Genomic DNA, 17,854 nt, shown 5'->3' on the forward strand with positions numbered 1-17,854 from the left:
AAGCACCCTCCTTTAGTTTACATCTGTACTTCTCTTTTTTGCCTCACATACCGCCAATTTAATTTCTAAAGAGTATTTATATCCCCCTCCCCATCTATAGCCAGCAGCTCTCTGAAATCCTTCCTTTCAAACTCCTGTATGGATATTCTGCTCTTATTGGGATTTGCAAACACAAAGGTCTTGTCTACATTTTCAACATAGTTTTGAATTTTGTCATTGGTTGAGCTTATTATTGCCTGAAAGCCAAGCTTTCTGATAAGTCCTATACAGCTTCCCACCTTTTCCGCATCCATTTTTGAAAAGGCTTCATCCAGAACAACTATTCTTGGTGTGGGTCTTCTCCTTATATTTGCTTTCAGATTGATTCTGTAAACCTGTGCAAAGCTTGCCAGCAAAGCGACATACAGAGGATTCTGTCCTTCGCCTCCTGAGTTCTTTGACAGCATTTTACTTAGGCGCATCGGAGGCATTCCCTCTACCAGCTGCTCCATGTCAAAGGACAGATACGTTCTGTAGTCGGCATACCTTTCCATACTGGACCTTGCTTCCTCCATAGTCCTTGAATCACTGTTCTCAGGAGGCATAAACAATTCAATCAGCTCATTTATCAAATCCTTGTAGTCCTTCTCATGCTTCATGCTGAACAAGTCCAACTGGTTATCGATTTTGCCTGTCAGCTGATGAGGATTGATTTCCAGATTTTCATCCATAAACATATCATAAAACCTTCCATCCTCTCCCTGATTTCTGGTTATGATAAATTTATACCTATCCTTCCCGAAATCCAGCTGAGCCAAAACCCTGTTCAGATCCTCCTTCTGCTGCAGCACTTCCTTTATTGCATCCCGTATCTTATATACAAAATCCGTTTTAAAATGATAAACAGCCAGCTTCGCCTGCTCATTTGCCTTTTCCGTAAATTCACTCAGCTTTTCGCTGCTGAGATTATCAAGCAATTGGTCGTATTCTTCATTATCCTTGCAGGTAAGGGAAAAACCTCGGTATGCATATTGATTTCTGTACCCCTCCCTTTTTTGCACCAATTTCTCATATTCCTCACCGGATTTTTTATCACTTTCATTCTTTATAATCAATAACAAATTCCTGATGCTTTCTGCTCTTGCCGATGTATGCTCTCTCATAAAGCTGCCGAACAGCTCTTCCTTGCTGCCGTTAAAAATAAATACCTTTTTCTTCTCTGCCAACTCTCCGTTTAATGAAATAATGGTATTTTTGAAATCCTCCACTTCTCTGCTTTTGGTTCTCAAATCCAAATTTACTGATTCCTTCAGCTTGCCTTTTTCATTAATTTCCTGCTCCAGCTCGAGCTTTTTTGCCTTCCATTCATCAATATTTTTCTCTTTTAATTCATTTATTTTCCGTATATACTCCTGCTTTTGCTCCTCCTTCGCATAAATCTCCCTGATTTCCTGCACCTGCTTATAATAAAAATCAGCATCCTTTGAAAGAGACTCATAGCCCAATATTTCCGAAACCTTTTCCAGCTGGATATCCAAAGGCCCTTTTTCAGCCTGCACCTCCGATAAATCCTGTTCCAGCTGTCTAAGTCTCCTTTCAATTGCACTGCGCCCTATGTATGCATATTCCGTGTAATTACGGGGATTTATATGCTGAAGCTTATATCCCTGATAAAGTACACAATCAGGAGTAATTCCGCTTTTATTCTCCCTGAGCTCTTCAACAGTGCCGCACTTAATCACCGTACCCATGAGAAAATCAATATATGCTCTTGTATATTCTTCTGCTGTTTCCACTTCCCCGGCAAGAGAATTTTTCAGTACAGGCTTGATATCCCTTAATACTCCTTCGGTGTCAATAACCGCCGCCTTGCAGTATTTCTTGGGACTCAGCCCCTTATATATCTCCATCGCCTGCTTCGCATAATCCGGATGAACTATCAAAGCAAGCTTATTATTGCCCATATAGCCTTCTGCCGCATCCAGCCAGACTTCATCCCTTACCTCTATGATATCCGCCAGAATATCCACCCGTACAGGGCGTTCATAATACTTCTCAAGCTCTCTTGCTATATAATCCCGGGCTTCCAGCAGATATGAGGGATACGCCTTCTGGCCATTTTTCAAGGCGGCTGTCTGCTTTGTAAGCCCGGAAGCGGCTTTTTTCAGCTCATTTATTCTTGAAGCCAGCTCTTCCTTATCCTTTTCCAGCTCGGATCTTACTCCTGCTATGGCTGCTTTTATTTTTTCAATACGGCCACAGTCTGCCTGATATTCCTTAAAGCTCTCTATACCGTCATGCACCTCCGGCTCCAGAAGCCCAGCCGCAAGCCATACAGTTAATCCCTCGGCAGCCTTATCATATTCAGCCTTGTTTCTTTTTAGAAGCTCAAGCATTTGGTTCAGAGAATCAAGTTCCGCTTCCAGATGCTCATAACCGCTGTTCCTTATTGAGCTGACAACCTCGTCTCTCCTGTTTTGCAGCTCCTTCAGCATTTGTTCCAGAGCTCCTGCCGTTTTGCCTAAGTCCAGAATGTCCTCCTCATACCTTTTCCGCTGCAGCTGGATTCTGTCAAGCCTTGCTTCGATTGAATGCATATCAAGCTTGTCAATGTTATATTGATACTGGATGCTTTCCCTGCAATGCTTGTCATATACTTTGAACTGATTATGAATACCCGTTAGAGCCTCAATTTCATTTCTGGTGTCCTCAAGCTTTCTTCTCAGCCTGATATATTGAGCCACACTATCCTGCATATCCTCAATATGAATATCATTTTCGGTGCAGATATAGTTCTTCACAAAATCCTCCAGCTTCATATCCATTCTGAAGGGAATCGCTTTTTTGAACAACGCCGGAAAATGCTTCTGGTGCAGTCCTCCAAAATAATTGCTGTACAGCTCACTGCGGAATTTTTCATTTGTCCTGCTGAAATAATAATCCTCTTTTGAAAAATCAGCTTTTATGCCTTCCCTAAGTTCATTTATTGAAACAGCCCTGCCCCCGTCACGGTATAAATCAGGCAGAAGCTCTCCCAAATGACGGAAGAACATATGATTTACACTGTTTACCGATACATCAACATCAAAGGCAACTCCTATGCTTTGATATTTCAAGGTTTCAGAGTCCTGAAATTCCAGAACCACCGAAGAGGAAAAGTTTTTATTTCTGAGATAGCTTATATTATTATTTTCCTGAACCACCTTCATGCCCCTGAGATATTCTATCAGGGTACGGTCAGAATCTTCCTTTGCCGCCTTATTGAAAAATGAACGTCCATTGCTGTCTGCATACAGAATTATTTGGAGTGCATCTAAAACAGTGGATTTTCCGCTGCCTGAATGTCCCGTGAAAAAGTTTATTTCTTTGTTAAAGGTCAGCAGCTTTTCATTAATGTAGTGCCAATTGTTCAGACACATCTTCGTCAGTACTTGAAACCGGCTCATTATCCGAATCCTCCTCATCCTCCTGATACTCCTGTATGATGCTTTCCATTGACTGCCCGTCAAACAGCAGATTGACAGTAGGATATATTATAAACCTTGTATCTCCGTCCGGTTCTCCTATATCTTCAAGCATCTCAATAACCTGATATCTTTTAAGAGCCGCTATTGTTTTTCTCACCTCGGTAGGCGAAATAGACCTGCCGTTCCACAGGCGAAAAAGCTGTATCTTGCCATAAACCTCATTCAGTGTGGTATATACATATATTGAATTTGAAACCGCAGCCATCTGCTCATCAAAGATAAGCTTCAGAAGCAAAATAAATATTGTCGTCAGCCTGCTCAGCTTGTCACCCTGCAAGCTATGTGTACGTATAAACATAATGCTGAACTGCCTGTTTTCTATTATTTCGGTATCCGCTATCTTGAAATATTCCTTGAGAAAATCCAGATGCCTTTCACAGGTACGGTACAACTTATTGGGGATATACCGTTCCGTCCTTTTGTCATATTTTCTCTCCAATATATAGGTCTGACTTTGCAGAGCCTTCACAGCCTCTGTAAGCTCATTCCTATCCTCGTCTAAAAGCTCTCTGTAATATGGAAACATTTTACATCCTCTCTTTTTGAAAATTAAACCCCGCCTCTCGGCTCAATCTCATTAGTCTGAACCGGCATTATAATTTTTCTCAAATACTATATCGGGATATGTATACCTGCCATTTGCAATATTGCCTTTCGCCCCCGGGACAGTGCGAAAAGGGCTGCTCTTTCGTATGCTGTAATCATATGCGAGAATAAGCAGTTCAAATTCCTCATCATTCTTAACCGGCTGCTCCTTAGATGAATATACCCCATCTGTCATACGTCCCAGTATAAACTGCTCAATCTGTGTCTTGCTGTAACGGTTTTTATTCCTGTTGATACGGAGAATTTCCTCCTTTGAAAGCTCCCCTTCCGTTTTCTCCTCCGCTTCCACCGTTTCTTCAAACACCTTGTGCTTTCCCCGCTTTTTGTATAAAGAATCCGGTGAAATAATTGTATGGTCGTTTATTCTGACAGAAGCCGCAGCCTTATTTAAAAGCTCATTGTTTTTGTCCCCTGACATAAGATTGAGCAGCGCTATGACATTCCCCCGCATACTGTCATCATTGCTCAGCAAATACTCAAGCCTGCTTACTGTAGCCCTCACATACCTGCTGTGTTCAGTATCAATATGGGAAATTCTATTCTCCATGTTGATAATTCCCCGTTCAATCTCATAGATTATATCCATGAATTCACTCTCAATCTCCTCTTCCTTTATGCCTTCAGCCATCATTCTATGCTTGAGCGCATACAGTCTTCCCTCATCCTCCTGAATAGAACGAAGAAGCCTCTTTATATCGTTTTTGTATATATAAAAATTGTCACTGGTTTTTAAAAGACTGTATTTCTTGTTAACTATGGCTTCAACATAAACATCCAAATGCTCCTGCAAAAGCTCCTCATAATTATTTTTTTGCAGAAGAGATTCAAAAAAGCCGTCCATATTGTGAAGCATGTCCTGTAAAGCCCTGTTCAGCCTATTTGTATTTATCCTTGCTGTTTTCAGCAGCTCAATTCCGGCTTTATTATCATAGTAAAAGGAATAAATATTGGTATAGATATTCTGGATATAAATATCTGTTTCCTCTGAATCAGGATTGCTCAGCCTTCTGAAAACCTCAATAAAAGCAGATGCATAGTCAGGTATCACTATATTTGTTTTAAAGGAGCTGTAATCCTCTATCTTTTTCAGCCATGCAAAGCGCAGCAGCCTGTTTAAAATTTTAGCAGACATAGGCTCCAGATTATCTGCCTCCTGTTCCTCATCATCTGCGGTAATATCTATAATCCTGTCGGAAAAACGCTCTGCAATAAGCTGTATACAGGTTTCTCTTGTCAAAAAGTAATCATTGTACAAATATTCGTCGTATATTGCCATCAAAGCTTCCATATAGATATACCTGTTTTTAGAATAGAACAGATGCCAGAACTGCTGTGATATTTTTAAAATTTCCTTCATTTAAGCTCCTTGAAGAATTAATAATAATCATAATTATACCACTAATCAACTACTTTTTTAAGCTTCAAATATCCTGCTTATTTATATTCCTGCAAAAGTCCTGCCTTCATATCCCATAGCGGCTTTGACATATCAACGTAGTAGTTGTGCGGATTTTCGAACCTTTTAACCTCATCCCACAAGGTATCAATCTGTTCTCTGCAATATTCCCGGATATAGTTTAAATCAGGGCTTTCATATACACAGCAGCCTTTGTCAAATATTTGCATCAAAAGCCTTTGCACGCGAAAACCGGTTATTGTTTTTCTCTTCCAGGTATATTCAGGATCAAACAGCTCATAAGGCTTATTCTCATCAATAATTTCCTCGTTCCTTGTAAGGACATCGGCTATGGCTTTCCCCGTAACCTTGTCAAAAAATCTCCATACAGCCTTGAAGCCCGGATTTGTAATTTTTCCCACATTTTCACTGAGCTTTATCTTAGGAGTAACTTCGCCGTTTTCTTCAACGGCTGCCAGCTTGTACACCCCTCCGAATACAGGCTCTGATTTGGAGGTTATCAGCCTCTCGCCCACACCGAAAATATCCACCTTTGCACCCTGAATAAGAATATCTCTTATAATGAACTCATCAAGGGCATTTGACGCAACTATTCTGCAATCCTCAAAACCGGCTTCATCAAGCATTCTTCTGGCTTCCTTTGAAAGATATGCGATATCTCCCGAGTCAATTCTTATGCCCTTTGGCCTGAAGCCTCTCGGAAGCAGCTCCTCCCTGAAGGCCCTAATTGCATTCGGAACACCGGATTTAAGTACATTATAAGTATCAACCAGCAAGGTGCAGCCGTCAGGATATGTTCTGGCATATGCCTTAAAAGCCTCCAGCTCGCTTTGGAACATCTGCACCCAGCTGTGAGCCATTGTCCCCATAACCGGAACCCCGAATTTCTTATCTGAAATAGTACAGGCAGTTCCCACACAGCCTCCGATATATGCGGCTCTTGCCCCGTATATGGCTCCGTCATAGCCCTGAGCCCTCCTTGAGCCGAACTCCATTACGGCCCTTCCGTCTGCCGCCCTTACTATACGGTTTGCCTTAGTGGCAATGAGACTCTGATGATTTATTGTAAGCAGCACCATGGTTTCAACAAACTGCGCTTCAATGACAGGCCCTCTTACCGTAATAACCGGTTCATTGGGAAATATAGGTGTTCCTTCGGGCACAGCCCAGACATCACAGCTGAACCTGAAGCTTTTTAAGTATTCCATGAATTCCTCGCAGAACATATTTTTACTTCGTAAATATTCAATGTCCTCCTCATTGAAGCTGATATTCTTCAAGTAAAGTATTAATTGCTCAACCCCTGCCATTATTGCAAAGCCTCCGTCATCGGGCACCTTTCTGAAAAACATATCAAAGTAAGCGACCTTATTTTGCAGTCCCTCCTGTAAATACCCGTTTGCCATAGTTACCTCATAAAAATCCGTCAGCATTGTTAAGTTTATATTCTCCATATCCAAATCCTCCATTTATAATCAGCCTCTAGCCCTTAACCCCGCGAACTACCTCAATTCCGTTAATTATCATATTGTACAGTGCCGTTGCATTCATAAGCTCACCGTCATGCAGGCCAAAATCATAGGTATCGACCATGTCTATGGGAACTATGATTCTGGAAGCCTTATTTCTCATATTGAACCAGGCTTTCAAGGTAACTGCAAGCTGCTGAACGCATATATCTGTGCAGTCGCCTGTAATGATAAAGGTATCTGTATCCTGATTTTCCTTTAGCCATTTCTGAAAGCTTTCTTCAAGAAAGCCATTGGTTGAGTTCTTTAAAATAAGAATATAACCGCCTGTTTTCTTAATTTCGTCTACAATTTCACCTTCGCTGCTGCCTGCAATACAATGCTTAGGATATGCACCGAATTCCGGCGACTCCTCCGTGTGGCAATCGGCAAATGCCAGCTTCTTGATTTCCAGCCTGTCACAAAGCACCGACAGCCCTGCTATCCCGGGAATCAGCTCATAAACCCTGACGCTGCTCAAAGCTCCCTCTTTTGCAAAACCGTTTATCATATCTACAATCACTAAAGCCGTATTATTGCCTTTCAGCTCTTCCAATTTCAGCTCCGGAAGCTCTGCAAGCATATCAAATATTTTATCAAGAGCCCCTGTACTTCTGCTGAGGAAATCCTTTTTATCAATTGTTTTCACTCCAACCCCTCCAATCACTTTGTATCATTCCAATTTGCATTGAATTTAAACAGCTTTGACGGCCTGTGGCCCGCATCCTTTGTATACTCATTCGTTTCTGTTACCATATCCGCAATCTTTCTTCTGAAATTTGCTTTAAGCAGCTCTGTATCCAGTATAACCTCATAAACCTGCTGAAGCTCGGTCAGGGTAAATAATTCAGGCATCAGGTTGAAGGCTGTGTCAGTGTATTCTATCTTGCTCCTGAGCCTTTCAATTCCATACTCAATGATTTTTGCATGGTCAAAGGCAATCCCTTTTGATTCCAAAATTTCCCTTTCCGTTTTTGACACCTTGCCTTCAACAGCCTTCACAGTCTTTATTATTGCGGAAAGCCTGTCATCCTCATTCTGCAATTCTAATTTAAACAGCCTCGTAAGAATGTATCCCTTTTCCGTTACGGTTTTCTGTTCCTGAAACAATTTGTATGAAACCGTAAACCATTTTGCATCATCGGCATCATCATTTGCTTTTATATCAAGTGTCTTACTGTCAGCCAGCGATAAATATGATGCGCTTATTACACGCATACGAGGATCTCTTGCCACATCTCCCCATGTATAAAGCTGCTCCATATACAGATCATCAATACTTGTCTCCTCCTTCAGCTCTCGTGCCGCCGCTTCCTCCAGACTTTCATCAATTTGTGCGAAGCCGCCCGGAAGAGCCCACTGTCCCATATAAGGATGGTCTCCTCTTTTAATCAATAAGACCTTTAAAACCTTCTGAGGCAGCTTTCTGTAGCTTTCCTTCTCTTCATCCGAAACAGTAAAAATAATAATATCCGCCGTTACGGATGGCTTTTCATATTTATCCGCATTATATGCCGCTAAAAACTGTTCTTCCGTAAGTCCATTTTTATTTGTTATCTTTCCTTCGTTCACTATACCATCCTCCTGTATTGTATTATTATCCGGATAATGCCTTCCCTTCCTTCAGGCTTATCCACCGGCAGCGGGCTTTAATGCATATTTTTGAAGGATATTGCTTTGTTCTGCCAGCGTTATTGTTTAATTGTTATTATCATTTTGATAATATTACTTTAATACTATTATTTTAATTTGTCAAGAGTTTTTTATATAAAAAACTCTCCAGACGAATTATTATCGCTGAAGAGTTTTGATACATGCCTGTCAGGCTGCTGCTGTCAGAAGCCGCTGACCGCCCCGAGCAAATATTTTTTTAAAAGCGCAAAATCAAGCGCATCCACAGAACCGTTTTTGTCTGCATCTGCCGCCTTTAGTGCATCTCCGGTCAAAAGTCCCGCTCCCAGCAGATGCTTTTTCATTAAAGCAAAGTCCAGAGCATCAATGCTGCCGTCATTGTTTACATCGCCATATTTGACAGCTGCAGCCGAATACGGCTTGATAATGACAATATAGTTTACAACACCGCTTGAAGCTCCGTTTGTTCCAAGGCTTACAACAGAATTTGCCGTAAAATCCTTTTTATAAATATTAAAGATAATCGAAGCATCATTTGTCAGTGTTTCCCCTGTTTTCGACCAGCTGCTCAGCCATGCAGGTATTTCTGTAAGCCTTGTATCAGCAGCTATATAAACTGTTATAGCTGCTTTGGCGGTAAAAGCTGCCTGCTCGGCTGCATAGGTCTTTGAATCGCATGCGGTTTTTATCCATTCGGCTCCGATGAGGCTGTCCGGAATCCTGCCGAACTTAACCGTCCTGTCTCCAAATACAAAATCTCCAGCCTGTAAATTTGATTGAATTGACCAATCAGAAGCGTTTGCCGAATCCTTTACGGATAATGCCCCAATATATAGCCCGTCAGCCGCCGGCTGCTCTATTATGCCTGTTTCAACAGGATTCCAGCCATCCGCCCCTGCAAGGAATTTTTCCATTGTATATTCTGATGCTTTAGAGGAAGGCAGCTGTTTTCTTGATGCATTTGAACCCGCACCTGTGTCGAGGTATTCCCACATTTCATAATTTTCAGGATTATTGCCCGACATGCTTGTCCATCCCGCCGCAGCTATATGATTTCCTAATTCACACTCTCGAAATAAAACCTTCGGCGTTATGCTGTCTGTACTTGAGCTTGGTATCCACGGTCTTCCCAAGGAAATAGTCTTTGAAGTACAGCTGCTGGTAAGCCTGCATTTATAGAACAAATATCCTTTTTGATTTGCAGGAGTGCTCGGAGCTGTAACACAGCCGCCGCTTCTGTTCAAGGAAAAGATTTCACAGTTATTAAATACGGCAGTTGCTCCGCCAAATATAAAATCCACATCACCTTCAATATAGCAATCGCAGTAATACTGTCTGCCGCCGTTTCCTCCCGCATACAGCGTATCCTGATTTCCCTTGAAGGAACAATTTTCAAACACCGCCTTATCAGCCTTGGCAAGAACTGCAACTGCTTGGCTGCTGCCATTTACCGCCTCATCATAGGAATTTTCGAAGGTAATGTTCTCTGCGCGGAAGCCGTCACCGGATATTGTGACGCTGGCGCTTCCCGATGTACCCAAGGCAGCACCCGCAGATGTTACAGTACCTGCGGAATCACCGTAGGTTAAAATTGTACCTGTTCTGCTTTGACCGACAAGGGAAATATTCTTCTTGGAGGAAGCTATATTTATTTTTTCCTTGTATGTACCGTCTTTTATATATATTGAAGTTATAGTTCCGCTGTTTGAAGGCACCTTATTTATAGCTGCCTGAACAGTAGTAAAATCACCGCTTCCATCCCTTGCAACAACCATGTCATAGTCTGTCTGAACCGGAAGCTGTATCGGAGCCTCAGATACAAGCTTTGCAGGCCAGCTGCCGTACCATGCGTACCCAGTTCTCCTCTCCTGACTGATTTCTGACATCTGATAATGGACAGAGCCGTCTCTGTCAACAAACATCGGCCTGTTTGTACCAATTTCATAGAAACGTGCCCAAACAGGAGCAGCAGCCGGATCACTGACCACAACTCTGTCGTCTCCCGTATCAACAACCTTTATACCCTTAAGCTGCACCTTTGCCATCCATGCAACAGCCGAATCAATCGCATATGCTATCTCGGCACTTGGATTTTTTATTGCTTTCAGGTAATTAACTATCCCAACACTCTCACTTGAACATACTGACGGTAATTCATAGGCTCTTGCACCTGCAGGCTGCAGGGTGTATTCATCGTGCTGCTGGCACCATGCTGTTTCAGCACCGTTTACGACAATCTGGGTGTCAAGGAAGCATTGAATTCCTTTCTGAACAGCAGCAGCGGCCTTTGAGGCTCTCGCCGAATCAATAAAGCTGAAATCCCCGGTTTTATTTGAAACACTTGTCAATATATTCATGACATGAACCATGGCATTGTCATTATAGGTTATATGCGCATGATAAGTCCCCGGTTCTCCGAATACCTGCGGCCAGCCTCCGTTTGCGTACTGACCGTTTAAAAGGAGGTCTATGCCCCTCTGACATGCAGTCAGATATTTTAAATCGCCGGTCCTTCTGTAAGTCTTGGCCAGAACCACAAGCTGAGATGTGGTCGAATCATTATCAATTGTCGATTTTCCCCATGACCCGCTTGTAGCTTCAGTCATGTCCTTCCTCCAGCCTCCGTCAGAAAGCTGGTACCGGATAATGCTGTCTGCAAGTGCAATCCCGTCCGCACCTCCAAACCAGTCATCGGAATTTTTAAATACACTGTTCCAATCCGGTGAAGAAGCCAATACTGCTTTTGGTAATAATACTGCCGAGGAAAAAATTAAAACCAGAACTAATGTCCTCAATGCCTTTAAAAATTCTGCCCTGCTGCCTTTAATCATATCCCGTTCCCTCCTGTTTTTTTGTACCTGCTGTTTTATTTTATATAAACCCTTTGAAAGCTTATACCCAGAACAGAATAATTATTATTGAAATAAGCTATATGAAAATTTTACCATTATTATCCTTTTCAGGCAATATAACCTGCATATCCTTTTCTAACGTACATGAAAAGCTCAGTCCCAAAAGTCCCTGTCCGGTATAATACAGCATCCAATTTACCGCTTGCAGGCTTGATGCCGCATTGGGATAAAAAAATAAGAACAGCAGAACCCAATCAGAAATAAAAAACAGTACACTTCCGCTTACCATTAATGAAACAGCCTTCTTGCTGTCAGAATAATATTTCAGCATTGACACGGCTTTGCTTACCATAAAGCTTATAATAGCGGAATAAAAGACAACCAGCAGCTTTAAGCCGTTAAACTCAAAATTACCGAATACAACAATAAAACATGTGGGAATAAAAAAGCCTGAAAAAATTAATATATCCTTTAGGGAAAAGCCTGTCATACTGCAGTATCCAAGGCTGTACATGATATGAGCTATACTGAAGCTGGCCACACCGGCGACAAAGAAGATTCCGTTATTTTTGTCAAAAGCCAAAAACATATCCCCTCCTGAAGAGAATATCAGCCCGGCAAGCATTAATGCAAAGAATTTGGTATTTGATGGATTTCTTTTATAGCTGCACCTTGCAACAGCTATAAACAGAATACTTGACAAGCACTTAAAAATGATAGTTGCCGGCATAATCCCAATCCCGTTTACAATAATCAAAACATTTGTTGAAATAAGCATTAAAATAAATAATATTATATACATTTTGAATCTTTTCCTCATTTCAATTATAATTTTTTGCCATATTTTGTATATTTTTATTGTAATTTCTGTAATATTATACTATAATAATATTATTATAACAATACTTGACAGCTTTTGCTAAGCATTATAATAAATTTGAGTATTGAGCATATCTTTTTATGTATTAAATGCACAGCAGCCTAATTTCTTTTGCCGGAGGTTGTAATAATTTTGGATACATATATTTTCAAACAAAAGAGCGACATAAATCATCAATCAAACCTCCACGCCGGCTTCAGGCACAAAAACCCCGTAAAAAAGCCATGGAAAGCCTCAAATATGCCGGAAGGTATGGCTTACAGCACTTCCTCCTGCCTTCAAACCGGCCTTTTATATGTAACGGACAGCATTAGCTTGCGTTATCCTGTTTTACTTGTACATGGGGCGGGCTTTGAGGATACTTACTGCAAGGAGGACAAGCCAGCCAGCTGGGGAAGCATACCAAGGCATCTGAAAAGCAAGGGAATCAGAGTTTTTTTCGGAAATACAAAGGCATGGGCTCCAATAGAAGAAAATGCTCAAATTTTAAAAAATAACATCATTTTTTACAGAGAAAATTTTATTTTCGACAAAATCAACATTATAGCCCATTCCATGGGCGGCCTTGAAAGCAGATATATGATAAGCAAGCTGGGTATGTCAGATTATGTGGCTTCTCTCACAACAATATCAACACCCCATCACGGTCTTAAAACTATTGAAGCCCTTCATGATACTATATTATATAAAAAAATCATAGAAATTCTGGCAACAAGATATTTTGGTTCATATGAGAATTTTCTTAAAATGAGCCTCAATTTAAAATGTTCCTCCTGCCGCTCATTTAATAAGGAAATCGCTGATATCCCTGCCGTCTATTATCAAAGCTACGGAGCGGACATGAAATCTGTACTGCATGATCCCTTTTTAAGTGTATCCTATAAGATTATTAATTATTATGACGGCTGCAATGACGGACTTGTTCCTGTCAGCTCCGCCGTATGGGGAAATTATAAGGGAACCTTTCAATCCATAAAATCAAAAGGCCTTTCACACAGAGATCTTATTGATGTTCATAACTCAGATACACGCCATGATATAATAGAAAATTATTTTGAAATAGTCAGAAATCTTCAAAATTTGGGATTTTAGTTGTTAATTTATTGTATTTATGCAAATTATGTTATATTATATTATTAGAAAATATTTGAAAACAAGTACCTCTCATTTCTAACTTAATTTTTATTAGCTTGTTTTTGGCAAAATAATAATTTATGGAGGTGACTGTAATCTACATATAATTTAGCTGGCTTGCAATAGAATTATTAATGTGTCTCAAATAAAAATGTCATTGACTTATTTTCTTACCAAGGTCAATTACTATCAGCTAAAAACCCGATTACACCGGCCGATAGTTTGGTTTTGAGGCTGAAGCCCCCTAAGGTCAAAACAAATTCGAACCCAAACTGCGTTCAAAATTAGCCTAAGAGCTTAATTCACCTAAAAAGACGATATAAATATCGTCACGAAGGCTTGAACCGTAATTGACTTTATTTAAATATACCAATCAGTCTCATATGAATTTCACAAAAAACAAATGCCATTTTTATATTTTAATTTTTTGGAGGAGAAGAGAATGAAAAAGAAAATGAAAAAGTTTATTGGCTTATCTCTTGCAGTTGTAACAGCTTTTTCTATGCCGCTTACATCAAGTACGGCTATATATGCCGAAACTTCTGCTGTTCAGGCTGACCCTAACGATGACTGGCTGCATGTGGAGGGTACAAACATCGTTGATAAATACGGAAACAAGGTTTGGCTGACAGGAGCCAACTGGTTCGGTTTTAACTGCCGGGAGAGAATGCTGCTGGATTCCTATCACAGTAATATAGTAGCAGATATACAGATAGTGGCGGATAAGGGTATAAACGTAGTCAGAATGCCTATTGCCACAGACCTATTATACTCATGGAGCAAGGGACAGTATCCCGAATCGACAGATACAAGCTACAATAATGCAGACTTAGCCGGATTAAACAGCTTTGAGCTGTTCAATTTCATGCTGGAAAACTTTAAAAAAGTAGGAATCAAGGTCATACTGGATGTACACAGCGCCGAAACAGATAATCAGGGACATTCATACCCTCTCTGGTTCAAAGGCGCCGTCACAGAAAAGGTATTCAAGGATGCCTGGGTTTGGGCAGCCAACTATTACAAAAATGATGATACAATTATAGGCTTTGACCTTAAAAATGAGCCTCATACAAATACGGGAGATGTCAAAATAATGTCTGAAAGTGCTATCTGGGATGACTCCGACAAGGCGACCAACTGGAAAAGAGTGGCTCAGGAGACTGCGCTTGCAATAATGGCCGTACATCCCAATGCACTGATTTTTGTCGAAGGTGTTGAAATATACCCAAAAGACGGCTTATGGAATGACGAAACTACGAACACCAGCGCATGGACAGGAAATGACGAGTACTACGGCAACTGGTGGGGCGGAAATCTCAGAGGTGTAAAGGATCATCCCATCAATTTAGGAAAATATCAGAGCCAGCTGGTTTATTCACCGCATGACTATGGTCCGTTGGTATTTGAACAATCCTGGTTCAGAGGAGACTTCGTTACGGCAGATGATAAAACAGCCAAAAATATTTTATATACTCAATGCTGGCGAGACAACTGGGCATATATCATGGAAGACGGAATATCTCCCTTGCTGGTCGGTGAATGGGGCGGGCTGACAGAAGGCGGAGACAAGCTTCTGGATGTTAACCTTAAATATCTGAGAGCTATGAGAAATTATATTTCAGAGAACAAATACAAGCTTCATCACACCTTATGGTGTATAAATATTGATTCCGCAGATACCGGCGGATTGTTCACACGCGGCGAAGGAACACCTTTTGAGGGCGGAAGAGACCTGAAATGGAATGACAATAAGTATGACAATTATTTATTGCCGGTTCTTTGGAAGAATGCCGACGGCAAGTTCCAAGGCCTGGATCATAAAATACCCTTGGGTAAAAACGGAGTAGTATTGGGCGGAAACTCAATTGATGATGTCAAATACGGCGATGTAAACAGTGACGGAGATATAAACGCATTGGATATCGCAGCTCTGAAAATGTTTTTATTGGGTGTCAGCCAAAATATTGATACAAAAGCAGCTGATTTGAACATAGATAACTCAATAGATGCATTGGATTTTGCAAATCTGAAGAAATACCTTCTGGGTTCCATATCAACCCTTCCGGTAAAGTAGCAGTATCCGGCACAGCACATAAGGACAAAGTCAATTACTATCGGCCAAAGCCGATAGTAATTGACTTTAGCTGCAAAAAAGCTTTGTACTTATTTTTTAAATTCTATATACCAACAAAATTTATTCAATTTGCTTTCAGGCAATCCTGCCTTTGGCCCTTTCGGGCTGACAGCCTGTTTTTTAATTCAAAGCTTGACTGTACCCTTGTGTCAGTTTCCTGAACGATAAAAGCAATGCTTTTCCATGGGTCAGGCAACTTAATTATACTTTTTAAGCACTTTTCTCCAATAAATCAGCCTAGCTGCTGATAGCAATTGACTTTATTCATAAAATTTATTCAAATGATAGCAACAAATGACAAATATATCGATTGTATCCTGTGGCAAAATGTCATAAAATATAAATAGGTATATCTATTTTATTACATTTTTGGGGAGTATGATAAAATAGATACCACATTTTTCGAAAAGGGGGGAGATTTTTTGTACAAGAAAACAGCTAAAAAAGTTTTCTTAACATTGACATTAGGATTATTGGCAGCATTACTGCCCCTAATGTCATCCACTAATGCAGCAGTCACTCAGACGGAGGACGGCGTCAAGTACGAATTTGAAGATGGTATTCAGGACGGCGCCAAAATCTACACAGACTATAAGGGAGAAACCGACGACGGCACGGCCTTCGACCTTAGCGGTGCTACCTGCAGCTTTATTGGGCAAAAGGGTACAAGTACATCTGTTAATGTTCAAATTGACAAGGCAGGTCTTTATGAGCTGGTTGTCCGCTATGCCGAGCCATTCGACCCGAATAAAAAGGTGCAGTATCTCAATGTAAATGCTGTAAACCAGGGAGAAGTGAGCTTTGCATACTCTCTTGGCTGGAAAGAAATTTCAGCCGGCATCGTTAAGCTTGACAAGGGTACAAACAATATCGAATTTGACAGCTATTGGGGATATACCTTCTTCGATTATTTAATTGTCAAGCCTGCCGATGAAAGTCTTACAAACCTTAAGGTTGATAAGACTCTGGTCAATCCGAATGCTACAAAAGAGGCAAAATCGCTAATGAGCTATCTCGTTGATGTTTACGGGAAGCACATAATTTCAGGCCAGCAGGAGCTTTGCGGCTCTCACAATTATGAAGGCTCTGAAGCCGAATTTACTTACATAAAGGAAAAAACCGGCAAAATGCCTGCATTAAGAGGTTTCGACTTTATGAATTACAGAGGAAACGGATTGCTCTGGGATGATTACTGTGCTGAACGTGTTATAGAATGGTATAAAGAGAAAAACGGAATCCCGACAGTTTGCTGGCACTGGTTTTCACCTGCAAATATCGGCAAAAAGGCCGACAACAGTTTTTATACTGAAAGCACTACCTTCAGCATATCAAAAGCTTTAACTCCGGGTACTGCGGAAAATACCGCATTGCTTAATGATATAGAGTTCATGGCAGGGAAATTCAAGCAGCTTCAGAATGCAGGAGTTCCTGTACTGTTCAGGCCTCTTCATGAGGCGGAGGGTGCTTGGTTCTGGTGGGGTGCCGAAGGCCCCGAGCCTTGCGTAAAGCTTTATAGACTTCTATATGAAAAGTTCACGAATGAATACAAGCTGAATAATATCATCTGGGTATGGACTTCCTATGCATACGATACCTCTTCAAAATGGTATCCCGGTGATGATGTTGTTGACATTGTAGGCTATGATAAATACAATGCTATGGACGGCAAGCCTAACGGAAGTGCGATAGCTTCCACCTTCTACAGTCTTGTCAAGCTTACGGACGGTAATAAGCTTGTTACAATGAGTGAAAATGATTCAATTCCCCAAGTCTCAAATCTTACAAATGAACTAGCCGGCTGGCTTTATTTCTGTCCATGGTACGGCTGGTACCTGACAGGAGAGCAGAACAATCCTGTTGACTGGCTTACCGAAATATACAAAAGCGATTATTGCATAACTCTTGATGAGCTTCCGGATCTCAAGTCCTATCCATATGCTGAATCAACTATTATGTATGGTGACTTGAATGGTGATAAAAGTATTGATTCCATAGACTTTGCATTAATGAAAAGCTATCTTCTCGGAAGTATAAAAGAATTCAGCGTTTCAAGCAAGGCAGCAGACTTAAATGCCGATGACTCAATAGATTCTCTGGACTTCTCATATCTTAAGAGATATTTGCTTGGTGATATATCCAAATTCCCTGCGGGCTGAAAACTGCTTGCCGACAAATGCAATCGGCT

At 40.9% G+C, this 17,854-nt stretch carries 11 protein-coding genes; 3 read left to right on the forward strand and 8 right to left on the reverse strand.

All coding sequences use genetic code 11. From position 1 onward, the window contains the following. Nucleotides 1-65: 65 nt before the first annotated feature. The 8 genes from LY28_RS00285 to LY28_RS00320 all read right to left on the reverse strand — a co-directional run bounded on the left by LY28_RS00285 (nt 66) and on the right by LY28_RS00320 (nt 12,323). Nucleotides 66-3,425, reverse strand: a complete 3,360-nt coding sequence (locus tag LY28_RS00285; protein ID WP_165835445.1) for an ATP-binding protein — start codon at nt 3,423-3,425, stop codon at nt 66-68. After that, nucleotides 3,370-4,032 (reverse strand): DUF4194 domain-containing protein, encoded by a 663-nt coding sequence (locus tag LY28_RS00290; RefSeq protein WP_110460166.1) that lies wholly within the window; start codon nt 4,030-4,032, stop codon nt 3,370-3,372. The genes LY28_RS00285 and LY28_RS00290 overlap by 56 nt, the downstream gene beginning before the upstream one ends. A 51-nt stretch (nt 4,033-4,083) precedes the next feature. Beyond that, nucleotides 4,084-5,469, reverse strand: a complete 1,386-nt coding sequence (locus LY28_RS00295; protein ID WP_110460167.1) for a Wadjet anti-phage system protein JetA family protein — start codon at nt 5,467-5,469, stop codon at nt 4,084-4,086. A 77-nt stretch (nt 5,470-5,546) separates the two neighbouring features. Then, nucleotides 5,547-6,983: a nicotinate phosphoribosyltransferase gene (locus tag LY28_RS00300; RefSeq protein ID WP_110460382.1), complete on the reverse strand. Its 1,437-nt coding sequence runs from the start codon at nt 6,981-6,983 to the stop codon at nt 5,547-5,549. A 28-nt stretch (nt 6,984-7,011) separates the two neighbouring features. Further along, on the reverse strand, nt 7,012-7,686 hold the full coding sequence (locus LY28_RS00305; protein WP_110460168.1) for a cysteine hydrolase family protein: 675 nt from the start codon (nt 7,684-7,686) through the stop codon (nt 7,012-7,014). 14 nt (nt 7,687-7,700) lie between these two features. Beyond that, complete coding sequence (locus tag LY28_RS00310) at nt 7,701-8,609, reverse strand: NUDIX hydrolase (protein WP_110460169.1); 909 nt, start codon at nt 8,607-8,609, stop codon at nt 7,701-7,703. 263 nt (nt 8,610-8,872) lie between these two features. Continuing rightward, nucleotides 8,873-11,500 (reverse strand): pectate lyase, encoded by a 2,628-nt coding sequence (gene pelA / locus LY28_RS19435; RefSeq protein WP_242981104.1) that lies wholly within the window; start codon nt 11,498-11,500, stop codon nt 8,873-8,875. Nucleotides 11,501-11,597: 97 nt separating this feature from the next. After that, a complete protein-coding gene (locus LY28_RS00320; RefSeq protein WP_165835446.1) occupies nt 11,598-12,323 on the reverse strand; it encodes a lysoplasmalogenase in 726 nt (241 codons plus the stop codon). Nucleotides 12,324-12,533: 210 nt separating this feature from the next. Here LY28_RS00320 and LY28_RS00325 point away from each other — a divergent pair, with 210 nt between their 5' ends. The 3 genes from LY28_RS00325 to LY28_RS00335 all read left to right on the forward strand — a co-directional run bounded on the left by LY28_RS00325 (nt 12,534) and on the right by LY28_RS00335 (nt 17,825). Then, entirely contained in the window at nt 12,534-13,493 is a 960-nt protein-coding gene (locus LY28_RS00325; protein WP_110460171.1) for an alpha/beta fold hydrolase, read from the forward strand. A 484-nt stretch (nt 13,494-13,977) separates the two neighbouring features. Continuing rightward, nucleotides 13,978-15,609 (forward strand): cellulase family glycosylhydrolase, encoded by a 1,632-nt coding sequence (locus LY28_RS00330; RefSeq protein WP_479692064.1) that lies wholly within the window; start codon nt 13,978-13,980, stop codon nt 15,607-15,609. A 482-nt stretch (nt 15,610-16,091) separates the two neighbouring features. Continuing rightward, on the forward strand, nt 16,092-17,825 hold the full coding sequence (locus tag LY28_RS00335; RefSeq protein WP_110460172.1) for a glycosyl hydrolase: 1,734 nt from the start codon (nt 16,092-16,094) through the stop codon (nt 17,823-17,825). Nucleotides 17,826-17,854 lie beyond the last annotated feature (29 nt).

The organism is Ruminiclostridium sufflavum DSM 19573 (assembly GCF_003208175.1).
GTDB lineage: Bacteria > Bacillota > Clostridia > Acetivibrionales > DSM-1351 > Ruminiclostridium > Ruminiclostridium sufflavum.